Source organism: Adlercreutzia caecimuris B7, assembly GCF_000403355.2.
Classification (GTDB): domain Bacteria; phylum Actinomycetota; class Coriobacteriia; order Coriobacteriales; family Eggerthellaceae; genus Adlercreutzia; species Adlercreutzia caecimuris.
Map to the genome: position 1 here is coordinate 869,451 of NZ_KE159646.1, position 26,529 is coordinate 895,979.

Sequence of the window (26,529 nt, forward strand, 5' to 3'; positions counted from 1 at the left end):
CGGGCCTCCGAACCAAGGTAAACCCGGCTTAATCTAATAACCGACGCTGCCCGGCCTAGCGGGGCACCGATCGTTTTGCATTATAGCACACTGCACCCCGCTGGGGAACATGCTTTCTTGGAAGAAACCTACTTCGTAACGCGCACCGTCTTCGAGCCCTTGCTCTTAAAGAGCTTCTGGTAGGCGCGCACCTTGCTCTTGGGGACCTTCACGACGAGCTTCTTCGCGGTGCCCTTGAGCGCGTTCTTGCCGACCGACTTCAGCTTCGTCGTCTTCAGCGAGGCGGACTTGAGCTTCTTGCAGCCGGCGAAGGCGCTCTTGCCGACGGTCTTCAGCTTCGCGGACTTCACGGTCACCTTCGTAAGCTTGGCGCAGTTTTGGAAGGCCGACGCGCCGATGGAGGCCACCTTCGCGCCGAGGGTCACCGACTTGAGGGACTTGCAGCCGTAGAAGGCCTTGGAGCCGATCGACTTCACGGCGGCGCCGAAGGTGACCTTGGAGAGCTTCGTGCAGCCCTTGAACGCGCCCGCCGGAATAGCGGTCACGTTCGCCCCGATCTTCACCGACTTCAGCTTCTTGTTGCCCGCGAAGGCCTTGGGCGAGATGGAGGTCACCTTGTAGGTGCGGCCGGACACCCTGACCGCGGCGGGCACGGTGGCGGAGGCGGCCGCCTTGGAGGCCGGGCCCGCGTAGGCCACGGCCGCCGTGCCCGCGACGGTGTAGGAGGCCCCGCCGACCGTCACCGTCTGGCCCTTGGCGGGCGCCAGCGCGCTGCCCGCCGCCGTGCGCGTGGTCCTGGCGCCGCACTTCGTGCACGTGGCGGTCTCGGTGCCGTTCACGCCCACCTTGGCGTCGCCGTTGGGGCGATAGGCCCCGAAGGCGTGGCCCGTGGCGGCAACGGCGCGCGTTTCCGTGTGCGAGCAGCCCGCGTGGGCGCAGCGGCGCACCTCGGCCCCGGGCACCGTGCACGTGGCCACCCGCGCGGTCTTCCAAGCGCCCACGGCGTGTCCCGTAGCCCGAACGGCGCGCGTCTCGCGATGCGATCCGTCCCGCGAGCAGGTGCGCTCCTCGACGCCTGACACGGTGCAGGTGGGCGCCGTCGCGATCCTCCACGCGCCCCAGTTGTGGCCGAGGGCGGTTCCGGGCGCGACTTCGTTGTCCACCACCGCCCCGCACACCGAGCATACGCCGCTCACCGTGCCGTCCTCGGTGCAAGTGGCGCCTTCGACCTTCCCAGACTGCACCTTATGGCCGAGCGCCGCAACGAGACGAGTCATGTCATAAGAGCAGCCGCTGCGCATACAACGCTGCTGCTCTTTACCAGCTATAGTGCACGTAGCGGGTTCCACCACTTTCCACTCGCCCATGTCGTGTCCAAGAGCATTTATTTTCTGCGCCTCGGAATGAGTGCAACCTACATTGACGCAAATCCTCTTCTCCTCGCCCTCGGCTTCACAAGTAGCATTTTTGCTGACCGTCCACTCTCCAAAATCATGTCCTGTGGCCGTACCCGACTCCTCTACATAATTGATCTCTTCGTAAGGGCAGTATTTGCAAACCCGAACCTCATCATGACCGCCATTTGCTTCGCAGCTGGGATTCTTCTCGTTCTGAATGGTCTTCTCGCCCAGCACATGCCCCATCTTGCTGCAGTCGTGCACATACTTCTCCGAACTCAACTCCGGACCATTGGGAAATTCGTAGCCTTCGTAAAGGGCGTTGGTCTCGGGATGCGATTGTCCGTAGGTCATTGAGCCCACTACCGTATCGGCGCCGACCAGTAGGTACTTGGTGTTTTCAACCCCAGAAACCTTACCGCCTTTGCCGCCACGCGGGTCATTCCAAGTGACATCGACCCCATACCAACCACCTCCAAGGTTGACGGAATTCCACATATGGGCGCCCGATCCTGTCGACGTAACCGCCATTCCATCAGCAAGCACGCATGGGATATTCTATCTGTCACATAGAACCTTAAACGCTCGCGCATACGCCTCGCAAACTGGACCTTTTACCCCCTCACGCCCCTCCAAAGCGCTCATGCACGTCCATGCATCAAGATATGAGGGCCTAAGCTCGGTCAGACTTTCCGAAGTGTTGTATTCATTATTTTTAGTGAGCCATTCGTTGAAATAGCGGATTCTTTCTTCGGGATCCTGCCCGGAAGGTGCTGCTGCGAGAATGCTTTCAGCCCAGGCATCGCGGTCGGCAATGCCCTTCTTGATCGCCCTTTCGTCAGGATAGAGCGCCGAACGAGCGGGCCCACCAACAACAATACCGGACACAAGTTGATTGCCCTGAGTGTAAGTAACTGGACTAACTACCGTCCCCAGCCAGAACACCTCAGCATGATCACGATTAAAGGCCGTGCAAATGATGAGTGTGTAGTCGCTCATGATCTGTTTAAGTTTTGAGTACTCTTCCTCTGTTTCGTAATTTCCCGCAAAGAAAAGGATAGTCGGATATAGCACGCCATCTTCATCTTTACCCACATGGAAATTATGAGCATCAAGAACCTCACCATTTACGTACTTGTCTTCAATGAGGTAGTCCTCGAAGCCGTCGTTATCACTAGCCTCTTCGAGTTTTTCGTAAGACGTTCGCACTGCATCCTCAAGTACAACGCGATCTATCCACTTCTCATGAGATCCCTCTTTTAACGGCACCTTAAATTCTTCGCTCGAGAGCAGATCAATGCCCTCATTCTCCACGGTCGTCGCAAGATCAATCGGCTCCCCAATCGTTATCTCGGCGTTGTCGAGATTAATACAACCAGATACGGCTTCAATACCTGGGGGGATCTCCCTTTCCTCTCCACCATTCGCTAGGGCGACCGAGGGCACGAGGGATGCGGCGAGGGTGAACGCGCAGAGGGCGCTTACGGCTCGACGAAATGGCTGCTTCATGATTCCTTCTTTCTTCCTTACGCTACCTTAGGCGCTTTTCCCGGTCGTCTTCACGGCTTTTGCTTTGGACCATTTGGAGTAGTAGGTCTCGCCGTCTTGCTTCTTGTAGGTGCGCACCTGCACGTAGTAGCGGGTGCCGGGCCGAAGCTTCGACAGCTTCAGGGTCGTCGCCTTCGCGCCCTTGGCCTTTCGGGTCGTAACGTTTTCCTTGAAGGACTTGTCGGTGCTCAGGCGCACCTGATAGCCGCCGACGCCCCTCGTCGCCTTCCACGTCACCTTCACGGTGCGCTTGCCGGCCTTCAACGTCTTCACTGCCGGACGGGAAAGCTTCGGGGGCGCCTTCTTGATGGTGACCGTCTTCTTGCCGATGAGCTGGTCGTTTCCGATGCCGATGTTCACCGCGTAGAAGTACAGGGTGCGCTTGCCCGAGAGGTTGGTCTCAATGGTGGTCGAAAAGCGGTGCTTGCCGGTCACGCCGAGCGTCTCGTTCAGCTCGGCGTCCTTCACGTTCGCTCTGATGACGTGCTCCTCGCCGCCAGCCGACGGGGCGCCGATGTACACCTTCACCTTGACGGACTTCTTGGGCGAGCTGTCGTCGAGCGCCCAACCCGACACCGTCACCTCGCCCATGCCGGCCTCCACCTGCTGCACCTCGCCACGCGGATGCTTGCCTTTGTCGGCCTTCACCTTCACGCCCTCGTGGTAGCCCCAGCCGTAGTAGCTGAGATTGCCCACCGCCGCGATGTCGGCCACCTTGTCGCGGCGGATGCGGCCGCCCATGGAATGCACCATATAGCCATCGCCCACGTACACGCCCACATGCCCGGCCGGACGCCGGCAGCTGGGGCAGCGCGTGCCCGAGCCGGTGAAGAACACGTCGGCTCCGATGGGAATGTTGGCCATCGACTTCGAGTCGCGGTTGAGCGCACCGTAGCGCCGAGCGCAGCACACGCTGTAATACTCGGTCTTCAGCTTGCTCGCCCAGCAGGTGGCCACGAACATCAGGCAGTAGTGGTTGTACTTGCGGCCAAGCGCGCGATTGCCCACCTTGCCGTTGAAGTGCTTCTGAACTTGGGAAACGGTGATGGTCGCCGACTTCTTCGCCGCATGGGCCTCCCCCGGCGCCACGGCGACCCCAGTACATGCCAGCACCACCGCCAACAGCATCGAGAGCATGCACCGACCCAAACGCCGCCCCGCAGCGCCTTTTGAAACATATGTGATCATGGTTCTTTCCCGGGTTACTTAATGCGCATCCAGTGGGAGTTGGTCTTGCCCTTCTTGTAAAGGGAAGATTTGCCGAAGGGGTAGCCCTTCTTGCCGAGCTTTTTGTCGGCCTTGGTCTCCTTTATCTGGTTGAGGCCGCCCACGCCGACACAGAGATCCTTGTAATCCTCGGGATAGGTGACCGTCACTTTGACCTTTGCGGTGCGGGGCACCCTGAACCAGCAGCCGTGGGAATCGGTCACCGTCTTGTAGTTCGACCATTTCCACTCCCCCAGCTTCATGGTCACATCCTCGCAGTCAAGACCGGTCTTGTAATCGAGCGTCGCGACGTACATGCCGCTGCCGAAGTTTCCATTGGCCTTGTTCACCAGCTTATGCACCTCGCTTTTCGTGGGAGTCCACGTGCGTTTGCACACCACGGTGAACGTGAGCTTCTTGTAGCCCGCCTTCTTCGCTTTGGAAATCTTCATGTTCTTGATGGTCATCGTGGCGGGCTTCTTGCCGATCCCCGCCCACGGCTCGGTGATCTTCACGGTCTTGTTCTTCTTCAAGTCCCACTTCAGCTTGAGGGTCTTCATATAGGGCTTCTTGGTAGCCGCATGGGCCTCGTCGGCCATCGCCGGCGAAACAGTGAGGCCCAGCGCCAGCACCGCCGCCATCGATGCGCATACCATCTTCTTCAACGTCTTTTTCATAGCATCCATCCTTCTCTCGTCGTTCTCGTGTGCTTGTATTGCTATTTCCTCGTCTTCACCGTTTTGGTTTTGGACCAATTCAGCTCGTTCTCGCCATAAAACATATCGATCACATCGCCCGAGGGTATTTTTTCCTTGACCCATTTCACCGGAGCAACCTTCACATAGCACTTCTTGCCAGGGCGAAGATTTTTTACCGTACAACTTGTCTTGTTGGATCCCTTTGTGCTTGCAACATAACGCCAGTATTTCTCCCCCGCGTATTTCATCCAGACGACATACCCGTTCGCCTGCTTGGCCTTTTTCCAAGACACCTTGAACCCCTTTTTCAAAGGCTTGACCTTTGTGATAGAAGTTGCCTTGGGGAGCACACCGAACTTGACGGTCGTCTTGCCCTTGTATTTCCCTTTGCCGATAATCGTGATCTTTCCAGCGCCGGTTTTTACGTTGTTCGAGTACTTGACCGCGTAGTCACGCCCGAGCCTCAGGGTCTTCTTCCCCATCTTCACCTTCGGCTTCGGCTTCACTGCCTTGCCGGTATACGTCTTTCCCGGGACGGTAATGGCCGCTTCCGAAACATATTTGCTGCCGAGATAGGTGACGATATCCACCTTTTTCATCGGACGAGTGGTGCCAGACACCTTCTTTTTCGTCTTCGCGTCAACCCACCCGTTAAAGACAAGACGCTTGTTGTTCTTTATCTCGGGACAGGAAAACCAATATGACTTTGAAAGCGGCTCGCCCTTGTCGACGACAGTGTCCGCCGAGCTGATATGGCCGTCGGGATACACCACGGTAAACGTAGCCCTTACGGCCAAATGAGGCCGAAGATACAGAGCGCAGAGCTTCGTATCCCCATACACCGGTTCCTCAAAGTCGAAAAGATCCTGATAGGCTGATGATCCAACTTCGTAAATATCGTCGAGAGAAGAACTTTCAACCCATCCTACGAACGTTGCGGGTATCGGATTGCCGTCAAAGGTCTTCGTCAGCGCAGATGGCTGGGGAATCGAACCTTCCAACAACTCACCCCGCTTGACCTTCTTGACAACCCCGGTCTTGCCGAATGTCACCGAACAGACCGTTGCACCATCTTCCAAGGTCTCCTCGGCGTGGGCCGGCGCTTTCGCCGCCAGCACGCATGCGAATGCGAGGGCGCAGACCGTAACGATTGCCAGTGCCGTGCGCGCCGCGCGGGGGCGCAGCGTCTTCGTGGATGCGTGTTCCATGCTCATCCCGTCCTTCTCTTTTGACGGCGCACCGTCATTTCCCCTGACGGCGGCCGCCTCTCTCTTGGCGTTATGCCGAGGGTATCAAATGAACGCCCCCCCCCCGCAAGCCCTAAAGGCGGGAATTATTGCCAGCGGAGTCAACTTTCGTTTCCAACCGTTTGCGAACGGGCGGCAAACGCTTCGTGACAGTTTGGCTCTGGCATTCAATCGGATCTGCAGCATGCCGCCCGCCCAAGCGCGCGCCTCCTACACTGGGCCTGTGAACCGATTCGCCGTTTGAGGAGCTGCCATGTCGTCTACCGCGCCCGTTCACGCGCTCACTGCCAAGTACTTCCCCCGCGCCATCGTGTCGCTGCGCTGGGCCGCCATCGCCTTCGCGCTGCTGGGGGCCATCTTCCTCGCGCCCGCCGCCTGGGGCGCGAGCGGCCCGATGTTCCAAGGAGGCACGGGCACCGCGTCCGATCCCTACCTCGTGGCCGATGCGAACCAGCTGTGCCGCTTCCGCGACGCGGTGAACGACGGCAACGACTTTGCCGGCAAGACGGTGAAGCTGGCCGAGGACATCGATTTGGCCCATGTGGAATGGACGCCCATCGGCGCAGGCACGCGCAAGGGCAGCGGCGCCGCATCGGGCAGCACGCCCTTTGCGGGCACCTTCGACGGCGCGGGCCATAAGGTAAGCGGACTTTCCATCACCACCAGTCCCGATGCCGACTTTGTCGTAGGCCTGTTCGGCATCGTGAAGGGCGGCACGGTGCGCGACGTCGTTCTGGACGGCGTGGCCATCGACGTGCCGGGCAGCGAGCTTGCCGGGGGCGCCGTGGGACTGCTCATCGACGACGGCACCGTAAGCGGCGTGAGCGTGTCCGGCTCGGTGAGCGCGCACGCGGGCGTGGGCGGCGTGGTCGGCCGCATGACGCTTTCGGGAACCATTTCGGACTGCGCCAACAGCGCCGCCGTGACCGCCATGACCGGCGTGGGCAACGTGGGCGGCATCGTGGGCGCCGCCTACTACACCACCGACACCGGCGAGATGGTCATCGAGGGCTGCACCAACACCGGAACCGTGAAGGGCACCCAGGCCGCAGGCGGCATCGCAGGGCTGTGCTCGGCATTCGTATCGGAGTGCGGCAACAACGGCGCCGTGGAGGCCGAGCACTACTCGGTCGGCGGCGTCGTAGGCGAGCAGAAGAACTACGGGGGCATTCACCACTGCACCAACAGCGCATCGGTGACCTGCGAAGATGCAGGTGGCTACGGCTGCGGCGGCATTGCGGGCTGGGTGCGCTACGACGGCGCGGCGCCGGCCTACCCCGCCTCGAGCGCCGTGCCCGTCACCGACAACGAGAACAGCGGCGAGATTCACGGCGGCAACGATGCCGGCGGCATCGTGGGCTGCTTCTACAACGCGGGCACGGTGACCGGCAACACGAACACGGCCCCGGCGCTCACGTCCTCGCGGTTCGCCGGCGGCATTGTGGGCAACCTGCAGAACGCCCCGCTCGACTCCCTCCCCTCCTCGGTGACCGAGGGCATCGCGGTGGAGAACAACGTGTCTGCGACCCCCATCGAGAAAATCAGCGCGCCGCTGCGCGACCCCTTCGCCTACGACAACACTCCCGCCGACTTCACCGTGCGCGACAACAGCGCGGAATGGGTCGCCTCGACGAACTCGCTGCGCTATGCAGTGCTCCAGCGGGCCGTCGACAACGCCCCCGACGACGGCACCGTAACGCTTACGGCCGACGCGGCAGACGCCGACAGCCTGTCGCTCGCTGACGGGCGCACGGTGACGCTGGATCTGAACGGCCACAACCTGGCCTTCGCCAAGGCGCCGGGCGTGGCGGTGAACTGGGGAACCTTCGTGGTAACGGGCACCGGCCAGGTAAGCGCCCCCGCGACGGTGGCGCCCGCCGGCACCGCGCCCGCACTCTTCGAGGTGGCCGGCAGCAGCGAGAAGCCGGCTGCGGTGAAGCTGAAGGGCGGTTCATACAATGTGGACGTGGAGCCCTATGTCGCCTCCAAGTACGCCGAGCTCGTGCGCGATCAGAAGGACAGCGCCGGCAAGTTCTCCGTGCTGCCCGCCAAAGAGGCCCGCGCCGATGCCCGGGCGAAGGTGGACGCCGACGGCGAGACCGTCTACTACGAGAGCGCCAAGGCCGCCCGAACGGCCGCCGCGGCCGAGCCGGGCGCGAAGGTGACGGTGCTCGACGACGAGTCCGACAAGCCCTCCGCACCCGACAGCCCGGATGACGGGAGCGACGCGGACTCAGACGGCGACCACGGCGGCAATACGGGAACGGCGACCACGCCCGGAAGCGCCGACGGCACCGCCCCAGCAACCACGCCGGCCGCCCACGAGGGCGACAACACGCCGGGCTTCCTCGACCTGCACGGCGACGGCGCCGCCACCGACACGGGAAGTGCTACCGGTACCACGTCCGGTGCGACGACCGCGGCCACGACCGCGCCCCGCAAGACGACGATCAAGCCGGCCGGAACCGTTCCCCAGACCGGCGACCCGCTCTGGGAGGCGCTACTTTCGATCGGCCTTCTCGCCATCGTCTCCGGAGCCGCCGTGGCCCTCGCCCGCACCCGCTCCAAGCGCACGAAATAGGCTGCGGTTCCGGGACGGCTCTCGGGCGGCAAACAGACGGCATCGGGACGGTCCTCAGACGGTACCCGAGCGACTCTCGGACGGTCGTTTTCGGGTCGCTTTCGATACCATTCGACGGTTGTGCGGCATTAGAATCGGCAGAGCGCACGAACGGGCGACGAAATCGCGTTGCCCCGTATATCGTTATCTACAACAACAATTTTATTGCATCAATCATTACAAGTAGATACAATAATTAACGCTAGGGGGAAGCGCCATGCCGATGACGACCAGGGAGGCGATAAGGCTTATCAAGCAGAGGGGCGGCCGCTTCGTAAGGCATGGAACGCGACACGACATCTACGCCAACGCCGCCGGTGAAGAGTTTCCCCTTCCGCGCCATGCGGGCGACCTTTCTCCTGGGGTAGAGCGCGCCGTGAAGGAGAAGCTCGGATTACGTTAGCCTTTTCGGGAAAGGAATGATCCCATGAAGTACCTTTACGAGGCCATCTTGACGCCCTGGAGCGGCGGCTGGGAGGCCGAGTTTCCCGATCTGGGAATCCATACGCAAGGGGAAAGCCTGCGCGATGCGGTCTTCATGGCCCAGGACCTGCTCGCACTTTGGATATCGCAGGCCCTGAGAGAGGGGCGAGAGCTGCCCGAGCCGTGCATGGAGCATCGCGCGCCCGACGGCGGCCGCGTTGTCGCCGTGGTCGTCGACTGCGACGCCTCTCTGCCCGACGTGCCGACCATGACCGTTCAGGAGGCGGCCGACGTGCTCGATGTCAGCACCGCGCGCATTCACGCCCTGATCCGAAGCGGCGTCATTGGGGCGAGGAAGATCGGCAGCGCGCGCTTGGTCTCCGCAGCCGATGTCATGGCCTATTTCAACAGTCCCCGTACGGCGGGGCGCCCGAAGAAAGCCGCTACCGCTTAGCGCGAACGCGCCGATGTAGCAGGTCCGCAGCCCGAACGCCCAAGACGGATCGGATGGGCACGCGCATATCCACGGGAAGGGGTCGGTCGACGGACATGGCCGAGAAGGCGGCCGCTGGTCGTTACCGCTTTTCGCGGGAGCCGGACAGGGAGACGAGCGCGATCATGGCAGCCATAAGCACAAGGCCGCCCCAGTCGGCGGCCGAGAACGGCGTGCCGAGCCATACGGCGGCGATGACCATGGCGCCCACCGGCTCGGCCACGCCGAGAAGGCTGCCCTTTACCGAGCCCACGAGCGACACGCCGTAGAGGAACAGCCCGAAGGCGGCGAAGGTGCCGAGCATGCCCACGCCGCCGATGAGGGCGAGCCAGCCCACCGCGTCGAGCGCGGGCACGAGGGGCGCCGCGCCCGACGCCGAAAAGGACGATGCGGCGGCAGCCTGGGCAGCGGCAGCGGGGCTCGCGTCGATCGGCGCGGCGGCGCCCGCAGCGGGAACGGCGGCGGCCGCGGCAGCAGCAAGCCACACGATGGCAGCCGCCACGCCGCTTACCAGCATGCCGACGCCGATAATGGTCACCCGGTCCCATCGGCCGTACAGGCGCTGCGGCGCCATGATGTAGAGCGTCTCGGACAGGGCGTTGGCAATGCCCCAGGCAAGACCGGCCGCCGGCAGCACGATGACGCCCCAGTCGCCCTGGGTGGCGATGAGCGCCGCTGCGGCCAGGGCGGCAACGAGCCCCGCGAAGTCGGCGGGACGGGGCAGCCGGTGCGCCCGCAGGCATGTGAAGAGCATGACGAACACCGTGCAGGTGGCCTGAAGCACCGTGGCGGTACCGGCGTTGGTCATCTCGATGGAGATGGCGTAGGTGATCTGCGACAGGTACAGCCCCACGCCGAACAGCACAAGGGTGCGCCGGGCCGCGCGGCTGCCCAGAAGCGAGAGCAGGGCCTCGCGGCGCGTGGCGAGCACGAGGGCGAGGAAGAGCACCGCCGCCGTAGCCGCTCGCGTAAACGAGATAAACGCCGAGCTTACGGCATAGCCCTCAACAAGGAACTGGATGCACGCGCCCGAAAAGCCCCACAGCGTGGCCCCGGCCAGGGCGCAGGCCGCCCCGAGCCAGAAGCGGCCGTGCGCCGAGGGAGCCGAATCCGAGGATCGCCAGCCCATCGCGCCTACTCTCCCTGCCGCTTCGCGGCGCGGGCGGCGCGCTTGGCGGCGAGGCGCTCGCGGGCCGTCTCGCCCTTGGCGAGGTTGTTGGCGCGCCGCTCGCTGCGGGCCGTGGGGCGCGCGGGCCGTGCGTCGGCGGCCGGCGCCGGGGCGGCAGCGCGCCCAGAGGCCGCAGCAGCAGGACGTCCGGAGCAGCCACGGGCGCCGGCCGCGGAAGAGCGCCCGGTATCCCGGGCGGCACCTGCCGGGGCCGCGTCATCCGCACCCGCTGCCGCAGCTGCGCCGTCCTCGCCGCCGGCCTCCGCGGCTTTCCCGCCAACTTCCTCCTCGTCCTCGCCCGCCAACGCGGCCAAGAACCCCGCGATGGCCGGCAGGAGGTTCTCGCGCTCCTCGTCGGAGAAGTAGCGCAGGGGCAGCGCCAGCTTGCGCTTGTCGGGGTTGTAGCGGCCGCCCGCCCGGCGCAGCGCCTTCATCGCATCGGCGGGAACCTCCACCGGCTCCACCACCAAACGCCCCCCTACCACCGAGATCAGCTTGATGCCGTGCTCGTTGGCGAACGCCTTCAAGTGCGAGCGCGCGAACAGGTTCTGGGCCGCCTCGGGCATCTCGGGGGCCTTCTCGAGCATCTCCTCGCGCAGCGCCGCCACCGCTTCCACCGTGGCCGCCGCGGCCAGCTTGCGGTACCACAGCACGCGCGCATCGGCGTCGGGGATGTACTCCTCGGGCAAGTAGGCGTGGCCCGGGATGTTCACCGTGATGTCCGACAGCGCCGGGGGCAACTCACCCGTGGCCTCGCCGCGCTCCCGCGTGTCGTTCACAGCCTGAGAGAGCATCTGGGCGAACAGGTCGAAGCCCACTGCCGACATGTTGCCCGACTGCTCGGCCCCCAGCATGGAGCCCGCCCCGCGGATCTCCAGGTCGCGCATAGCGATGCGCATGCCGCTGCCCAGATCCTGGTGCTCATTGATGGCTGTGAGACGCGCGGCGGCCTCCTCGGTCAGGGGCACGTTCTCGGGGAACATGAAGTAGGCGAAGGCCTGCACCGACGAGCGGCCCACGCGGCCCTTCAGCTGGTACATCTGGGCGAGGCCGAGGCGCTGGGCGTCCTCGATGATGAGCGTGTTGGTGTGCGGGTTGTCGATGCCGCTCTCGATGATGGTGGTGGCCACGAGCACGTCCAGCTCGCCGGCGGCGAACTCCTCCATCACGCGCTCCAGCTCTTCCTTGGTCATCTGCCCGTGGGCCACGCCCACCCGCGCCTCGCCGGCCGCGGCGTGCACGCGATCCACCGCCTCGTCGATGGAGCGCACCCGGTTGCTCACGTAGTACACCTGACCGCCCCGGGCCAGCTCGTAGCGGATGGCCGCGCTCACCACGTCGGGGTCCCACTCCCCCACGTGCACCTCCACCGGACGCCGCTCGTCGGGCGGCGTGAGGATAAGCGACATGTCGCGCACGCCCGACAGCGACATCTGCATGGTGCGCGGAATGGGCGTGGCCGACAGCGTGAGCACGTCGATGGACTCGCGCAAGTTCTTCAGCTGCTCTTTGTGCTGCACACCGAAGCGCTGCTCCTCGTCGATGATCACCAGGCCCAGGTCGTGCGGATTCACATCGCGCGAGAGCAGCCGGTGAGTGCCCACGAGCACCTGCACCTCGCCCGACGCGAAGCCCTCGAGCGCCCGGGTTTGCTGTTCGTTCGTACGGAAGCGCGAGAGCACCTCCACGGTGACGCCGAAGGGAGTAAAGCGGTCCTTGAAGGAGGTGTAGTGCTGCTGGGCCAGAATGGTGGTGGGGCACAGCACCATCACCTGCTTGCCGTCCTGGGTAGCTTTGAAGGCGGCGCGCAGGGCCACCTCGGTCTTGCCGAAGCCCACGTCCCCGCAGATGAGCCGGTCCATGGGCCGGGCCGATTCCATATCGGCCTTCACGTCGGCGATGGCCGCCAGCTGGTCGCGCGTCTCCTGGTAGGGGAAGGCCTCCTCCATCTCGCGCTGCCAGGGGGTGTCGGGGCTGAAGCGGAAGCCCTGGGTGGCGGCGCGGCGGGCGTACACGTCCACGAGGTCGAAGGCAAGCTTCTTGGTGGCCTTGCGAGCCTTCGCAAGCGCCCGTGACCAGTCGCTCGTGTTCAGGCGCGTGAGCCGCGGGCTCGCCCCCTCGGGCCCCACGTAGCGCGTGACGCGGTCGAGCTGCTCTGTGGGCACGAACAGCTTGTCGCCCTCGGCGTATTCCAGCTGCAGGTAGTCGCGCTCGGTGCCGTCCACCTCGCGGCGCACCAGATCGCGGAAGAAGGCGATGCCGTGGGCGGCGTGCACCACGTAGTCGCCCGGCTTGAAGGGGAAGGTGACCTCCGTGACATCCACCGACACCCGCGCCGCGCGACTGGCGGCCCGCGAGCCCTGGGTATCGGCCGCGCTCACGAGGGCGAGGTGCGCCTTGGGAATGATCATGCCGAGAGGAATGTCCACGTCCACGATGTTCACCACGCCCCGGCGCAGGCGGCGCTTGGCCTGGGCGGGGGTGTCGGTGTCGGCGGAATCCGCACTTTGGAGCTCGTCGAGCGGCGGTCGGGCGGAACATCCCGTGCTCGGGCAGTCCTCGCTTTCGGAAAAAGAGGGGTGAGGATTGTACCCCTCTTTTTCCGAGTCTGCGGAATCTGCGCGCGGGACGCCCCGCCCGACCGCCGCCGCACTATTACCATCGTCGAGGTTCTCCGGCTTCAAAATCTGGATGGGAATGCCGTGGTCTACGAAGGCGTGGCGCATCGTCTCCCGCGCGCGGTAGTTCGGCGCGGAGAACACCACGGTGTATCGATCCTCGGTGAGCCCCTTCAGCTTCCCGAAGATCTTGTCGGGCACGCCGGCCACGTCCACACGCTTCACCGGCAGCTCGTCGTCAAGTTCGCCGCCCACGCGCATGATGGACACATAGGTGGCACGCACGGCCCCGCCGAAGTCCATGGCCGCCGGGCTCGCGTACAGGCCCGAAAGCGCGATGTTCGTGCCCCGGGCGCGCTCGGCCAGGTCGTCGGCGCCGTGGGCCGCATCGTCGAAGAGCGAGCGCGGCTCGATGAGCGAGCAGAGCGTGCCCGCGCCCGCATAGGCCCCGAGCGTCACCGGGTTCTTGTACAGGTAGGGCAGAACCACGTCGGCGCCCTCGAACACGAGGCCGCCCTCCATCTTCTCGAGCACCTCGCGCAGAGCCGGGTTCGTGAGCGCCGGCTTCTCCAGGGCGCGCCGGGCGTCGGCCAAAGCGCGCGCAGACGTGGGAAACTCCGAGACCGGGTAGATCTCCACGCTCGGCAGCGAGGAGATGGTCTGGCCCGTCGCCGGCACGATGCGGCGGATTTCCTCCAGCTCGTCGCCGAAGAAGTCGAGGCGCACCGGGAAATCCAGGTTGCCGGGGAACACGTCCAGCGTGCCGCCGCGGTGGGCGAAGGTGCCCGGCCCGTCCAGCTCGCCGGTATCGGCGTAGCCGGCCGCCGCGAGGGCGCGTGGCAGATCGTCCAGCTCCTCCACGCCGGGAATGCCCATGGCTGAAAGCTCGGTACCGGCGGCAAGGGCCACCGGGCGCGCTGCCATGGCGGAGGGCGGCGCCATGAGGCGCAGAAGGGCCCGCGCGCTCGCCACCACCACGACCGGCCGCGCCGACTGCAGCGCCCAGGCCGCCTCCATCCGCCGCGCAATCACGCGAGCGTCGGGCTTCTTGGGCGCGAAGGGCACATCAGCCCGCTCGGGGAAGCGCAGCACGCGCTCCTCTCCCACATAGGAGGCCACCTGGCGGGCGAAGGTGACCGCCGCGTCCTCGCCGGCCACCACCACGAGGGTTGCCTGGGGCCCGTGGGCGAAGCGGGCTGCCACGAGGAAGGGTCGGGCCGAGGCGGCCACGCCCAAGGTGGCGTCGGTGCCGGCGTCGAGCTTTCCCCAGAACGCGTCCAGGCAACCGGATTTCTCCAAGGTGAAGGCGAGCGAGTCGATGAGCACAGCGGCCTCTTTTCTGCAACAGCAAACGACGAAAGCCGCCCGAGCAGGCGGCGGGCACCGCGAAAAGGCACCGTGCCCAGTGTAGCGCACCGCCGCGCCCGCGCCGCCGCCCCGACCCCCAACGGTAGCAAAGAGGTAAACCGCCCGCGCAATCCTTGAGGAATCCCCGAAAGCAACCTTGCGCTGTGCGACAATAGCAGAAACGAAAGCCGGCCGGCGCACGGGCGAGGACGCCCCGCAGCGGCCACCGATGCAAGGAGCGACCATGGCACGGGAATCTCTGGCGAGCAAGAAGGAGCGGGCAGCGGCCATCGAGGAGCGCATGTTCGCCCACTACGGGCCGGGCAAGGCGTCGCTGGACTACACCACCCCCTTCGAGCTGACGGTGGCCGTGGTGCTGTCGGCCCAGTGCACCGACGCGGCCGTGAACAAGACCACCCCGGCGCTCTTCGCCGCCTTCCCCACCCCGGCCGCCCTGGCCGCCGCCTCCCCCGACGAGGTGGCCTCCATCATCCGCTCGCTCGGGTTCTTCCGCAGCAAGGCGAAGAACCTCGTGGCCCTGGCGCAGATGGTGGTGGCCGATTTCGGCGGCGAGATTCCCGCCGACGTGGACGCGCTGCAGAAGCTGCCGGGCGTGGGCCGCAAGACGGCGAACTGCGTGATGTGCGAGGCGTTCAAGGACCCCCAGGGCATCGCCGTAGACACCCACGTGTACCGCATCGCCCACCGCCTGAAGCTGGCCGGGCCCTCGGCCGACACGCCGCAGAAGGTAGAGGATATTCTGCTGAAAGTATACCCGCGCCCCCAGTGGCTGTTCATCAACCACCAATGGGTGCACTTCGGCCGCGAGTTCTGCCGCGCCCGCAACCCCCGCTGCGCCGACTGCATCGTGGGCGATCTGTGCCCCACCCGGGGGCTTTGGGGCTAATTTTCCGAAAACCTTATGAACGGCGTCACCTTTTCGGGCTTCCGCGCATCTAAAGGGCAACTGTCCGCCATCCCGCAGAGAGGCCGATGATGACCGAACCTGTGCCCCGCGCCCGTCTGCGGCGCCTGATCCGCCGCGCCCGCGTCGGCGATACCGAAGCCTTCGAGGAGCTGGTGCGGCCCCTCGCCGATTCCCTGTACCGCATGGCCGCCAGCTGCCTGAGAGGGCGCGAGTCCGACATAGCCGATGCTCTGCAGGCCACTGTGCTTGCCGGCTGGGAGCATCTCGGCGAACTGGAGCGGCCGGCGTACTTCAAAACCTGGCTCTTGCGCATCTGCATCAACGAATGCCGGCGCATAACCCGCTCCACCCGGGCAAGCGAGCCCTTGGAGGCGGTCCCGGAGGCGCTTCTGGCCGATCCGTCCGAACACGAGATGCCCGCCGGCGGCGAAAACGAGGAGTTTCTCGCCCTCGTGCATGCCGCCGGCGATGCCAATGCCCCCGCCGTGGCCCTGTTCTATGGCGAGGGCTGCACCGTGCGGGAGATCGCCGGAATGCTCGGCATCAGCGAGGAGGCCGTGCGCCAACGCCTCTCCCGCGGCCGCAAGCGCATCGCCGCATCGCTGGCGCAGGGGGAAGCCGAGGAGGCCGCCCCGCGCCCGCAGCCCGCGAAAGACGCTCCACAGCCCCCGACGGCCTCCGGTGCTGGGCCCCGCGCACCGAACGCGGGCGCAACCGCCCTTCCGCATCGACGCCCGACCGCCTGAGCCAAGGAGGCTTCCATGAACGATACCGCCCTCGACCATCGTCTTGCCGCAATCACCGGCGGCGCTCGCGCGACCGCCCGAGCCAACGACGCCCTGGAAGAGGCCTTCTGCGCCCTTCCCCGCACTAAGCCCGCCCCGCGCTCCCGTCGCCGAGAGGAAAGCGCCGACACCTGTCCCCGCCGCCGGTGGCCGCAGATGGCCGCAGCCGCGACCCTGGCCAGCTTGCTGGTGGGCGGAAGCGCCTACGCCGCCGACAAGCTGGGGATCATCGACCTGCATTGGAGCGGCAACCACCAGCTGATGGTCGGCATCGGCAACGACGAGGATGCGGACAACCCCGCCCCGACGGCTACCGTTGACGGCTACCGCCTCTCCCTCGCCTACGAGCCGGCAGGCCTCACCGACGAGCGCGCGCTCTTTCCCGACAGCATCGACACCCCCGGCCGCAGTCGGACATTCTACTCCGACGACTTCCTTGAAAGTCTCTCGGTAACCGTGCTCTACCGCGACACCGATGAGGCTTTCCCGCTCTCATCGGTCGTGGAAAGCGAGGAGGTATCCGTCAACGGGCGGGAGGGCCTGCTCGTTACCACGCAAGACACCGCAGAGCGCCGCGGCCTTACCCTGATTCTCCCCTTCGAAACCGAAAACCGCATCGTCGTCATCGTGACGGACGCGACCCTGCGCTCCGAGGCGCTGAAGGTGGCCGAGGGAATTTCTCTCGTAGCCGACGAGCCCGTCGAGCGCGCCTATCTCTGGCTCTGGAGCGATTATCTCGATCAAAGCGTTTCCGACGATGAGAGCGACCCCGACGAGGGCATGCACGCCACCTTCGAGGAGATGGGCAACCTGCACGGAATCGGCGACACGTTCCCGCTCTCCAGCGAGGAGTCGGGACTTGCGGAGGACGCCGACAGGGCGGCTTCGGGCGCGCTGACGGCCACCGTCACCGATGTGGCCGTATCCGACAGCCTCTCCGATCTTGCGCGCCCCGAGGCCATCCCCGTTGAGTGGCTTTCCCTGGCGAGGGAGGACGGCAGCCTTGGGCCCGACCTCGTCACATACGGGGCATGGGGCGACGGCGTGAACAGCGTGGACGCCGTGATCGAGCGGCGAGCCTGCCCCATCGCGCTGGTGCAGGCCACCGTCGAGTACGCCAACGCATCCGACGAGCCGCTTGAGGACTTCCTCGTAAACGCATGGCTCTTGAGCGCGCGGGAAAGCTTCGACGGCTGGTCCGTCGTGCGTCGCGAGCGAGCCGTTCCCGGGGCCGACTTTGCCGAGAGCACGGCTATTATCTCCATGGAACGCACCGCCTACCTGGACGTGGAAGATGGGGCCGTTGCCGCCGACAGCGAAGGGGGCAACACCATCGCCCGCCTCGATCCCGGCGAGAAGCTCACGGTGCGCTTCGCGTGGCTCGTGCCCCGAGATGAGCTGGGGCAGCTCCTGCTCGATGTGAACGGCGACGGCGCGCTCTTCAACAAGACCGACCTCGCCTCCGGCTACGTGGATATTCGCCAGCCATCGTCCGCCGCATAGGAGGCGAGGCGAAGCGGGGCGCTTCTACCGGAAGGCTCGTGCCGGGCACGGGCCTTCCGCCACGGAACAGGTGAGAGGCGCGCTAGCCCTTGCGCGTAAGCGGGAAGCCGCGGCGGTCAAGCTCGGCGGCGACGGTTTCCACGAGCAGGGGCAGGGCCGCCTCGCAGGCCGGGGTGAGGCCCACGTAGAACTCCGAGGGCGACGGGTTTTCCACCTGCATGCCCAAGCAGTAGCCCTCGGCCGCGTATCCCATGAGTGACGCCGCATCGAAGAGGTCCACGAGCTTCAGATCGTGCAGCGACGCCTCGGGCCCGGCGTGGCGCGCCATGGCGTCGGGCTCGAAACGGTAGACAGTGCCGGGCGCATCCCCCGTGCCGTCCACGGCGTCCACTGTGAGGATGACGTCGCACGCCTCCACGTAGCCGAGCATGTCGAGCGCCATGCAGCCCACGTCCAGCAGCTGCACGTTGGCGGGAATCTCGAAGGTGTCGAGCATGAGGTCAAAGGCCGCCGGCGCCACGCCGTCGTCCATCATGAGCCGGTTGCCCACGAAGAACACCGCCGCCCGACGCGAGGGGTCGGCGGCAGGCGCCTCGGCCGCGGGAGCGGTCCCAGCCTCGCAAGCCGTCTCGGGCGCGGGAGCGATCCCGGCCGCGCATGACGCCTCGGCAGCGGCGGCAGGCGCCTCGGGCGCTACCGCCCGGCGCTCGGCGCTCACTGGGCGCTCCCGGGCAGGTTCGCGGCGGCCTCCATGGCCGGGCGCATATCCAGGTTGTACCAGGTGGCGAACGCCACCACGGCCACAGCCGCCACCGCGCCGGCCACTGCCCACGCCCGCTGGCGGCGCAGATAGGTCGCGCGATCCACCCCCATGGCCTCGGCCCGATGCGCTGCGAAGGGCTGGGCCACGATGGCGAACACCACCGTCGCCGCCACGAGCCCCACGAGCATGACCGTCGCCAAAACCACGTTCATGACCGTCGGCTGCACCGAGGCCGCCCAGATGGCGTTGTCCACGAACAGCCACGCCACGAAGAACAGAAACGCCGGCCACATCCCGTGGGCCGGCCCCCACACGGGCGCCAACAGAAGCGCCCCCATGTTCACCCGGGGCAACCCCCGCAGAAACTTCTCTTCCTCGGCAATCTGCTCGTCGGTCAATCCGGCCACGGCACGCTCCTTATCATCCAACCAATTTGGATGATTCTACCTGTTCCACGTACCAGTTCATGAACTTGGCCAGCGGTTTGCGCAAAACAAGGCCCAAAAGGGCGGCGGGAATGAGGAACAGCGCCAAATCCCCCATCTGCACCCAGAAGTCGTTGCCCCAACCGCCCATCATGGCGGCGCGCATGGCGTTCACCACGTGGGTGGCCGGCAGCCACGGGCTCAGCTGCTGGATGAACTCGGGCAGAAGCTGCAGGGGGAACGAGCCGCCGCAGCCGGTCACCTGCACGATGAGCAGCAGCACCGCGATGGCCTTCCCCAGATTGGCGAACGAGAACACGAGCGCGTAGATGAGGAAGGTGAACACGAGCCCCGCCAGCCAGAAGCACAGGAAGAACTCGAGTGGGGAGGTAACCTGCACCTTGAGGAAGAACATGTTGCCCGCGGCCATGAGCGTTGACTGGGCCAGCGAGATGAGCGCCATCACGCCGAATCGGCCGCAGAACAGCTGACGCGGCTTGGCCGCCACCAGGTTCGCGTCGCGCACCTCGCGCCGGGACACCGTGGGCTTGACCACCACGAGGATGAGCAGCGAGCCGATGAACAGGGCGAGCGTGGTGTACAGGGGCGCCATGGCGCTGCCGAAGTTCTCCACGGGAAAGACCGGGATGCGCTCGAGTCCCACCGGCGCGGCGATGGCCCGCGACAGCAGCGACACGTCGGCCGACAGCACGTCGGACAGGGCGCTGCGATCCCCCGAGGCCAGCGCGGCATCGATCTGCTCGGCCATGGAGGTGAGCCCGTCCGAGACGCTCTTGAGCTTGGCGGTGGCCTCGTCGATCTTCCCGGCCGTAGATCCCATCACCTCGCCGGCCGAGGTGGCCGATCCGGAAAGCTCCGAGCCGATGTCTCGCAGCGTGCCCGACAGCGACCCGGCGCGGCTCGCCACGTCCGCCGCCTCGTCCACGAGCTTCTCAAGGCCCGGTTTCACGTTGTCCTCGTAGTCATTGCGGATCGTCTGGATGGCGGCCTGAGCCTCCGCGGCGCGCTTGTCGGCCTCCTTGCGGTCGGAACTGATATCGGCATCGCCCGCATCCAGCTTGTCGGCGGCCGAGCGCAAATTGCCCGCCATGCCGTCCAGCAGATCGGCCGTGGAGTTCATCTGCTTGACGAGCGCCGTGACGTTCGGCCGCACGAGCTCGGGCATCGCGGCGGCCAGCGCCTCCACGCTCTTCGCCAGATCGCGATAGCGGGTGCCGTGCTTCGCGAGGGCGTCGGCCTGGGTGCGCAGGTCGGAGGTGGTGGCGGCCACATCGGAGGAGGCGGTGTCGAACAGCGCGTCCATCTTCTCGGCCACCTTGTCGAAGCCCTCCGCCGAGGTCTTCAGCGCATCGGTAAGCCCCGCTCGCGCATCCTTCAGCGCGCTTACCGTGGCAGGCACCGCGCCGGCGTCCTTTGTGGCCGCATCGAGCGTGCCGTCGGCCGCCGAGACGGCCTTGGCAGTGAGCGCCGCGGAGTCATCGGCCAGGTTCTCGCAGGCGCGGGCGAGCGAGGCGTACAGCCCGAGCACTGAGGTGGCCTCTTCCACCGAGGAGGCCATGTCGCGCACATGGTCGGCCAGAAGCGCGATGCGGCCGTCCCAGTCGCTGTCCTCGGCATAGGACGACAGCGCCTCGGCCAGCGACAGCGACACCTCCGAGAGCGTTTCGGCGAACACCGAGTTCACCTGGTAGGATACCGAATCGGCTCCCTTGTCGGTGATCTTGGGGGCGATGGCGCTCTTCTTCTCGTTGGTGTAGTAGATGATATCGGCGTGCTCCATGTCCTTCGAGTAGAACGTGAGCATGTCGCGACTGAAGTCCTTCGGGATGACCACGGCGGCGTAGTAACGGCCCGAGCGCGCGCCGTCCACCGCGTCCTCCTCGTCGGTGAACACCCAGTCAATCTGGTCGTTGGCCCGCAGCGCGCTGATCACCTGGTCGCCCACGTTCACGCGCAGGGGCACCAGATCGCTCTGGTAGCCCTCGTCGGTGTTGGCCACGGCCACCTTCAAATTGCCGGTGTTGTCGAACACGCTCCAGCACGCGATGATGTTGTACCAGGCGAAGATGGACGGCATGACCACGAGGCCCACCGTGATGATAATGCTCATGACGTTGGCGACGAGCCGGCGCACATCGACGCGGAAGAGCTTGGCGATATTACCCATGGTCATAGTACCTCGCAGCCGCCCGGTCGGCCTCGTCCCCGGCTCCCTCGCCCTCCCCCGCCACCGCGGCCTGCACCGTGCGCGTGGCCTCGGCGAGCTTCATGAGGTGCGCATCCGACATATCCCCCAGCTTCAGCTGGCGCTCGAAGCTGTAGCGCAGGCTCTCCACCACCACAAGCGCCACGAAGACGAGGATGAGCCACAGAAGGGCGCCAGTTAAGACCCACACCTTCTCGGCCGGCGTGAGCGCGAACACCACGGCCAGCGCCACCGGCACCACCACCCCCAGCACGATGGCGCCGCGCATGATACGCGGGTACCAGCGGCTGAAACGGGCGTAGCGGCGGGCCAGGTCGGTCTCATAGGAGCTCTTGTCCGACAGCACCCGCATGATCTGCGAGAGGCGGTAGGGCCGCATGGGTACCTCCACGTTCTCGCCGTTGAACAGGCCGCCCTCGCGCACCTGGCGCGCCACCATGCGGTTCACGTTCGCCATGAGCGGCCGCACGAGCAGCCCGAAGGCCATGCCGATGACGAAGAACAGCCCGAGGGTGGCAAGGGCCGTCTCGTACTGGGTGCCGTAGAAGCCGCAGATGGCCTCGCGCATGGCGCCGATGCCGTAGGTGAAGGGGAACAGCGGGTAGATGGCCTGGAAGAAACCCGAGGTCATCTCGATGGGGTACAGGCCCGTGGCCCCGGGAATCTGGGCGAACACGAGCACGATGCAGATGCCCTTGCCGATGTGCTGCAAGACCACCGAAAGCGAGAAGATGATGCTGAGGTAGGCCAGCGACGCGCAGGCCGCGGCGATGAAGAGGGCCGGCGCGCTCGCCGTCTGCACGCCGATGGCCAGAACGCCGGCGCAGCAGATGAGCGCCTGGGCCACGGCCAGCACCCCGAGGAACAGAAAGCGCCCCCAGTAGCGCTGCCCCAAGGTGAGGTTCGGGATGCCCTCGTCGTCCACCTCCTGGCGCAGGATGACCACGAGCATGAAGGCGCCGATCCAGAAGGTGAGATTCATGAACAGCGGCGCCATGGCACTGCCGTAGGCGTTCAGGGGGTAGAGCTGCTCGGTGACCACCTCGGTGGGCGAGGCCATGAACGCGGCGATCTTGTCGGCGTCGAGCGAGCTGTTCAGCAGCTTGCCGAGCACGCCGGACTGGCCGAACACGAGCACGTCGTCGTGAACGCGGCCGAGCTCCTCCTCCAGGCCGGCGAACAGGTCATCAGTCTGGGCCACGGTCTCCTTGGCGGTGGACAAGGTGGCGTCCAGCTGGTCGATGATGAGCGAGGTCTGGTCGACGAGGAGCTTCTGGGTATCGAGTGTGCCCTCAAGCGCCGTGGCCGTGGAGGCCAGCGTGCCGAGCGCCTCGTTCAGCGTCGGGATGGTGGTGCCGTACAAGGTGGTGGACCACTCGGATGCCGAGCCCGTGGCGGCCTGGACGGCCTCGTCGAGGGTCGTGGCGGCGTCGCCCACCTGGTTGACCGTGGCCACGGTGCGGTCGTTGGCGCCCGAGAGCGCGTCCAAGGTGGCCTGGGCGGCCTGGGTCCGCTCCTCGGCGGTGGCCGCGGCGTCCTCGATGCCCTTGCGCACCTCGCTGCCCTCGGGCAACTGGGCGGCCAGGGCGCGCAGCGACGACGCGGTGGCCGCGCCCTCGTTCACCGCCGCCTGGCCCTGGCTGAGCGCCGCCTGGATGGCACCCTGGGCCTGGCCCGTCGTGCGAATGAGGCCCGCGGCGGCCTGGGCGGCCTTGGCCGACGAGTCGTTCACCGCCTGCAGGCTCGTGTTCATCAGGGGCATGGTGAGCGCCGAGAACTGGTTAAGCGACGACTGCATGGCCTCGCTCTGGTCCGCCACCTCGGTCAGGCCCTTCTGGGCCGCGTCCACGCCGCTTCTAGCCTTGGCCAGCGACTCGCGCGCCTCACGCGACTTGGCGGCGGCCGCGTCCGTCCCCTCGTCGAGCTTCCCAAGCGACGAGCGCACCTCTCCGAGGGTGGAAAGCGCCCCGGCGATCTTCTCGGCGGCAGCGGAGCGCGTGTCAGTCAGCGCCTCCTTTGAATCGCCGAGGGCCTCGTCGATGGCCTTCACCGCCACGTCGCTTACGGTGGACACGAAGGTGGAGTTGATGGTCTCGTCCAGCGTGGAGGCGCCCGTGTCGGTGATCTTCGGCGAGACGGGACCGGCCTTCTCGTTCACATAGTACTGCAGCTTCGGCTGGGTGAAGTCGCCGGTGGTCAGGGTGAGCAGATCGGCGGTGAAGTTCTCGGGGATCACGAACGCCGCGTAGGCAGTGCCCGTATGCACCTGCTCCATGGCGCTGTCGTAGTCGGTGAACTCCCATTTCAGCTGGGTGTTCTCATGGAGCTGGTCCACGATGCGGTCGCCGACGTTCAGCTCGCCGGTCAGCTCGGAGGAGCCGCCCGCATCCTGGTTCACCACGCAGACGGTGAGGTTGCCGGTGTTGTCGTAGGGGTTCCAAAAGCCGATGACGTTGTACCAGGTGTACACCGACGGCAGCACCATAAGCGCCACGATGACCACGAGCGCCGGCGGCGTCTTCAGCAGGCGCAGTAGATCGCGCCTCAGTATCTTCAACACGTTCCGCACGGAAACGGGTCCTTTCCGCTTTCATCGACCGAGCACAGAGATTCAGATCATCATAGCGCAACCCTGACGAGTTTGCCCATCCTTGTTGACGGATCGGAACCATCAGTCAACTAACGCGCGCCCCTCGACTCCGGCAACGAAAAGGGCGACCTCCGCAGAGATCGCCCTTGCCAAGCGCGTTTGTGTCCGACACCTTAGTGCAGGTCGTTGTCCTCGCCAACGATGTTGTGCAGGTCGGGGTCGTACACCAGGCCGCCATGTTCCTTGTGGATGAACATGAGCTTGGTCGGCGCGAAGCCCTCCACGTTCGCCAGGTACACATGGATGAACATGAAGATGATGAACACGTACATGCCGAAGTAGTGGATGATGCGCATGGACATGAGACCGCCCACGAGGTTCGTCGTCGCGGCGAACACGGGCACGTTCATGGTCACGCCCCACAGGCAGAGCCCGGTCCAGAACATCAGCAGGATGAGGATCGGGATCAACAGGTAGCTGATCTTCTGCGGCACGCCGAGCTTGGCGCCCAGGGGATGGTCCTTCTTCAGGAACAGGTAGTACTTGATCCACTCCAGGGCCTGATGGCGGTTGTCCTTCTGGGGCAGCCAGGTCTTGAAGTCGGTCACCTGCTGGCGGGTGCCGCCGGTGGGCGAGGTCTTCACGAAGAAGGCCATGATCACGCGGGCCACGCAGTTGATGAACAGCACGAAGCCGAAGAAGAGGTGGCAGCCGCGGGAGATGCCCGTGAGGTAGGGCAGCACCGGGAAGTGAATGATGATGCCCGACAGGATGAGCATGATCATGGCGATCAGGTTGATCCAGTGAGTCACCACGAACACGAGCGGATGGGCCTCTTTGTAGTGTGCGAGATGAGCCATCTTACTTCACCCCCCAAGGGCTGGTGACGGTCTCGAAGGACTTGCCGGTCGCGCGATCGGTCACATGCACGGCGCAGGCGGTGCAGGGATCGAAGGAGTGGACCGTGCGCAGGGCGTTGATCGGCTTCTCGATGTCGGCCACCGGCACGCCGATGAGCGCCTGCTCGAGCGGGCCGTGCTCGCCCTCGGAGTTGATGGGAGCGAGGTTCCACGTGGACGGGATGATGATCTGGTAGCCCTCGATCTTGCCGTCCTTGACCTTCTCGGAGTGGTAGAGCGCGCCGCGCGGGGCCTCCCAGAAGCCGGAGCCCTCGCCGGTGGTGCGCTCGGGAGCGCGGAAGTACTCGGAGTCGCCGCCCTTGATGGCCTCCATGAGCTCGTTGACCCACTCCACCATGAGGTCGGCCACGTACATGGTCTCGACCTGGCGGATAGCGGTACGGCCGAGCGTGGACTGGAAGGCCGACAGGTCGCCGGGCTGGGCGCCCAGGATGCCGAGCACCGCGTCGACGTTCTCTTTGATGAAGGGCACGCCGCGCACGTAGGCCGCGAAGATACGGGACATGGAGCCCGCCTCCATCGGCTTGCCGTCGTAGGTGGGGCACTTCACCCAGGTGTAGCGGTCGTCCACGTTGTAGTCGGTGTAGTCCGGATCGGTGGTGAAGTAGGGCGAGGTGTAGGTGTCGTCGCCCTTGTACCAGGAGTGACCCATGTACTCCTGGATCTTGCTCTCCTCCACGTCGGTGACGCCGAAGTTCTCGTCCAGCACGCCCATGGGCAGGTAGCGGTTCTTCATCTGCTCGATGTAGTTGTCGCCGTAGGGCCAGCCATTGCCCTCGAACACGCCCCAGGCGATGTAGCGGCCGCAGCCTTTGCCGAAGGTCAGCGCCTCGGCGTAGGGGCCCGCCAGCGCCACGGTGTCGGCGAGCACGGTGTCGTTCACCCAGTCGCGCACCTCGATGGCCATGGCCAGAAGGTCGTCCAGCTTGGACTCGGTGGGCACCCACATGTTGCCGCCGGGGATGGAGGTCATCACGTGGGGCATCTTGCCGCCGAGCAGCGCCGCCATCTCGGAGGCGCGGGCCTGCATCTTCAAGGCCTCCAGGTAGTGGGAGGTGAGGATGAGGTCCAGCTCGGGGGTGAGCTTGTAGGCCTCGCCATTGTCGGCGTCGAACCAGTTGCCCGAGAAGATGGACAGCTGGCCGTTGGCCGCGAAGGCGCCCAGCTTATCGTAGAGCTGGTTCAGGTCGGAGTGCAGCGCCAGGCCGTTCTCCAGGGCCACCGCGTAGGCGTTGTCGACGTTGGCCTGCAGCGCGTTCAGCGGGTTCACGTAGTCGAGAGCCGCCAGGTTGTACAGCCACAGGATGTGGCTGTGAAGGAACTGCGCGCCCTCCAGCAGGTTGCGGATGATGCGGGCGTTGTTCGAGATCGTGATGCCGTAGGCCTTGTCGCCGGCGATGGACGACGCATGGGCGTGGGACACGGGGCACACGCCGCAGATGCGCTCGACGATCTGGGCGGCGTCCTCGGGAGTACGGTTCTGCACGACGAGCTCCATGCCGCGGAAGCAACCGCCGGAAACCCACGCGTCGGCAACGACGCCGTTCTCCACTTCCATCTCGACGCGGAGATGGCCCTCGATACGGGTAATCGGATCAATAACGGAACGTGTCAAGTCAGCTC

General features: G+C 65.5%; 19 protein-coding genes. 6 read left to right on the forward strand and 13 right to left on the reverse strand.

Annotated elements, in window-relative coordinates; translation table 11 throughout:
* Positions 1-128: 128 nt before the first annotated feature.
* The 5 genes from C811_RS16860 to C811_RS07720 all read right to left on the reverse strand — a co-directional run bounded on the left by C811_RS16860 (position 129) and on the right by C811_RS07720 (position 6,057).
* Positions 129-1,277 (reverse strand): leucine-rich repeat domain-containing protein, encoded by a 1,149-nt coding sequence (locus tag C811_RS16860; RefSeq protein ID WP_198010023.1) that lies wholly within the window; start codon positions 1,275-1,277, stop codon positions 129-131.
* 678 nt (positions 1,278-1,955) lie between these two features.
* Entirely contained in the window at positions 1,956-2,906 is a 951-nt protein-coding gene (locus tag C811_RS07705; protein ID WP_016308978.1) for a transglutaminase domain-containing protein, read from the reverse strand.
* Positions 2,907-2,933: 27 nt separating this feature from the next.
* The gene (locus C811_RS07710; RefSeq protein ID WP_022926444.1) at positions 2,934-4,082 is read right to left on the reverse strand and encodes a fibronectin type III domain-containing protein; all 1,149 of its coding nucleotides are present in this window, start codon (positions 4,080-4,082) and stop codon (positions 2,934-2,936) included.
* Positions 4,083-4,147: 65 nt separating this feature from the next.
* Entirely contained in the window at positions 4,148-4,828 is a 681-nt protein-coding gene (locus C811_RS07715) for a hypothetical protein (protein ID WP_016308980.1), read from the reverse strand.
* A gap of 41 nt (positions 4,829-4,869) precedes the next feature.
* A complete protein-coding gene (locus C811_RS07720) occupies positions 4,870-6,057 on the reverse strand; it encodes a fibronectin type III domain-containing protein (protein WP_016308981.1) in 1,188 nt (395 codons plus the stop codon).
* A 292-nt stretch (positions 6,058-6,349) separates the two neighbouring features.
* Between C811_RS07720 and C811_RS07725 the strand changes: the two genes are divergently transcribed.
* The 3 genes from C811_RS07725 (at position 6,350) to C811_RS15740 (ending at position 9,593) form a co-directional block, all read left to right on the forward strand.
* The gene (locus C811_RS07725; RefSeq protein ID WP_016308982.1) at positions 6,350-8,677 is read left to right on the forward strand and encodes a hypothetical protein; all 2,328 of its coding nucleotides are present in this window, start codon (positions 6,350-6,352) and stop codon (positions 8,675-8,677) included.
* 256 nt (positions 8,678-8,933) lie between these two features.
* Positions 8,934-9,119 (forward strand): type II toxin-antitoxin system HicA family toxin, encoded by a 186-nt coding sequence (locus C811_RS07730; RefSeq protein WP_016308983.1) that lies wholly within the window; start codon positions 8,934-8,936, stop codon positions 9,117-9,119.
* 24 nt (positions 9,120-9,143) lie between these two features.
* On the forward strand, positions 9,144-9,593 hold the full coding sequence (locus C811_RS15740; protein WP_016308984.1) for a type II toxin-antitoxin system HicB family antitoxin: 450 nt from the start codon (positions 9,144-9,146) through the stop codon (positions 9,591-9,593).
* Between the two features lie 121 nt (positions 9,594-9,714).
* Here C811_RS15740 and C811_RS07735 read toward each other — a convergent pair whose 3' ends face one another.
* Together C811_RS07735 and mfd are read right to left on the reverse strand one after the other, a co-directional pair.
* On the reverse strand, positions 9,715-10,761 hold the full coding sequence (locus tag C811_RS07735; RefSeq protein WP_016308985.1) for a DMT family transporter: 1,047 nt from the start codon (positions 10,759-10,761) through the stop codon (positions 9,715-9,717).
* Between the two features lie 5 nt (positions 10,762-10,766).
* Entirely contained in the window at positions 10,767-14,744 is a 3,978-nt protein-coding gene (gene mfd, locus C811_RS07740; protein ID WP_016308986.1) for a transcription-repair coupling factor, read from the reverse strand.
* A gap of 265 nt (positions 14,745-15,009) precedes the next feature.
* Here mfd and nth point away from each other — a divergent pair, with 265 nt between their 5' ends.
* The 3 genes from nth to C811_RS07750 all read left to right on the forward strand — a co-directional run bounded on the left by nth (position 15,010) and on the right by C811_RS07750 (position 17,981).
* Positions 15,010-15,672: an endonuclease III gene (nth, locus tag C811_RS07745; protein ID WP_016308987.1), complete on the forward strand. Its 663-nt coding sequence runs from the start codon at positions 15,010-15,012 to the stop codon at positions 15,670-15,672.
* A gap of 86 nt (positions 15,673-15,758) precedes the next feature.
* Complete coding sequence (locus C811_RS0103090; protein ID WP_084811451.1) at positions 15,759-16,439, forward strand: RNA polymerase sigma factor; 681 nt, start codon at positions 15,759-15,761, stop codon at positions 16,437-16,439.
* A 15-nt stretch (positions 16,440-16,454) separates the two neighbouring features.
* Positions 16,455-17,981: a hypothetical protein gene (locus C811_RS07750; protein ID WP_016308989.1), complete on the forward strand. Its 1,527-nt coding sequence runs from the start codon at positions 16,455-16,457 to the stop codon at positions 17,979-17,981.
* A gap of 82 nt (positions 17,982-18,063) precedes the next feature.
* Here C811_RS07750 and C811_RS0103095 read toward each other — a convergent pair whose 3' ends face one another.
* The 6 genes from C811_RS0103095 to C811_RS07775 all read right to left on the reverse strand — a co-directional run bounded on the left by C811_RS0103095 (position 18,064) and on the right by C811_RS07775 (position 26,521).
* Positions 18,064-18,699 (reverse strand): hydrogenase maturation protease, encoded by a 636-nt coding sequence (locus C811_RS0103095; RefSeq protein ID WP_016308990.1) that lies wholly within the window; start codon positions 18,697-18,699, stop codon positions 18,064-18,066.
* Positions 18,696-19,151 carry a hypothetical protein gene (locus C811_RS07755; RefSeq protein WP_016308991.1) on the reverse strand — a complete coding sequence of 152 codons (456 nt, stop codon included), beginning with the start codon at positions 19,149-19,151 and terminating at the stop codon, positions 18,696-18,698. Before C811_RS07755 ends, C811_RS0103095 begins: the two co-directional genes overlap by 4 nt.
* 13 nt (positions 19,152-19,164) lie before the next feature.
* Complete coding sequence (locus tag C811_RS07760) at positions 19,165-21,357, reverse strand: YhgE/Pip domain-containing protein (RefSeq protein ID WP_016308992.1); 2,193 nt, start codon at positions 21,355-21,357, stop codon at positions 19,165-19,167.
* A complete protein-coding gene (locus C811_RS07765; RefSeq protein ID WP_016308993.1) occupies positions 21,350-23,965 on the reverse strand; it encodes a YhgE/Pip domain-containing protein in 2,616 nt (871 codons plus the stop codon). Before C811_RS07765 ends, C811_RS07760 begins: the two co-directional genes overlap by 8 nt.
* A gap of 194 nt (positions 23,966-24,159) precedes the next feature.
* A complete protein-coding gene (locus C811_RS07770; protein WP_016308994.1) occupies positions 24,160-24,846 on the reverse strand; it encodes a cytochrome b/b6 domain-containing protein in 687 nt (228 codons plus the stop codon).
* A gap of 1 nt (position 24,847) precedes the next feature.
* On the reverse strand, positions 24,848-26,521 hold the full coding sequence (locus tag C811_RS07775; protein ID WP_016308995.1) for a nickel-dependent hydrogenase large subunit: 1,674 nt from the start codon (positions 26,519-26,521) through the stop codon (positions 24,848-24,850).
* Between the last annotated feature and the right edge of the window lie 8 nt (positions 26,522-26,529).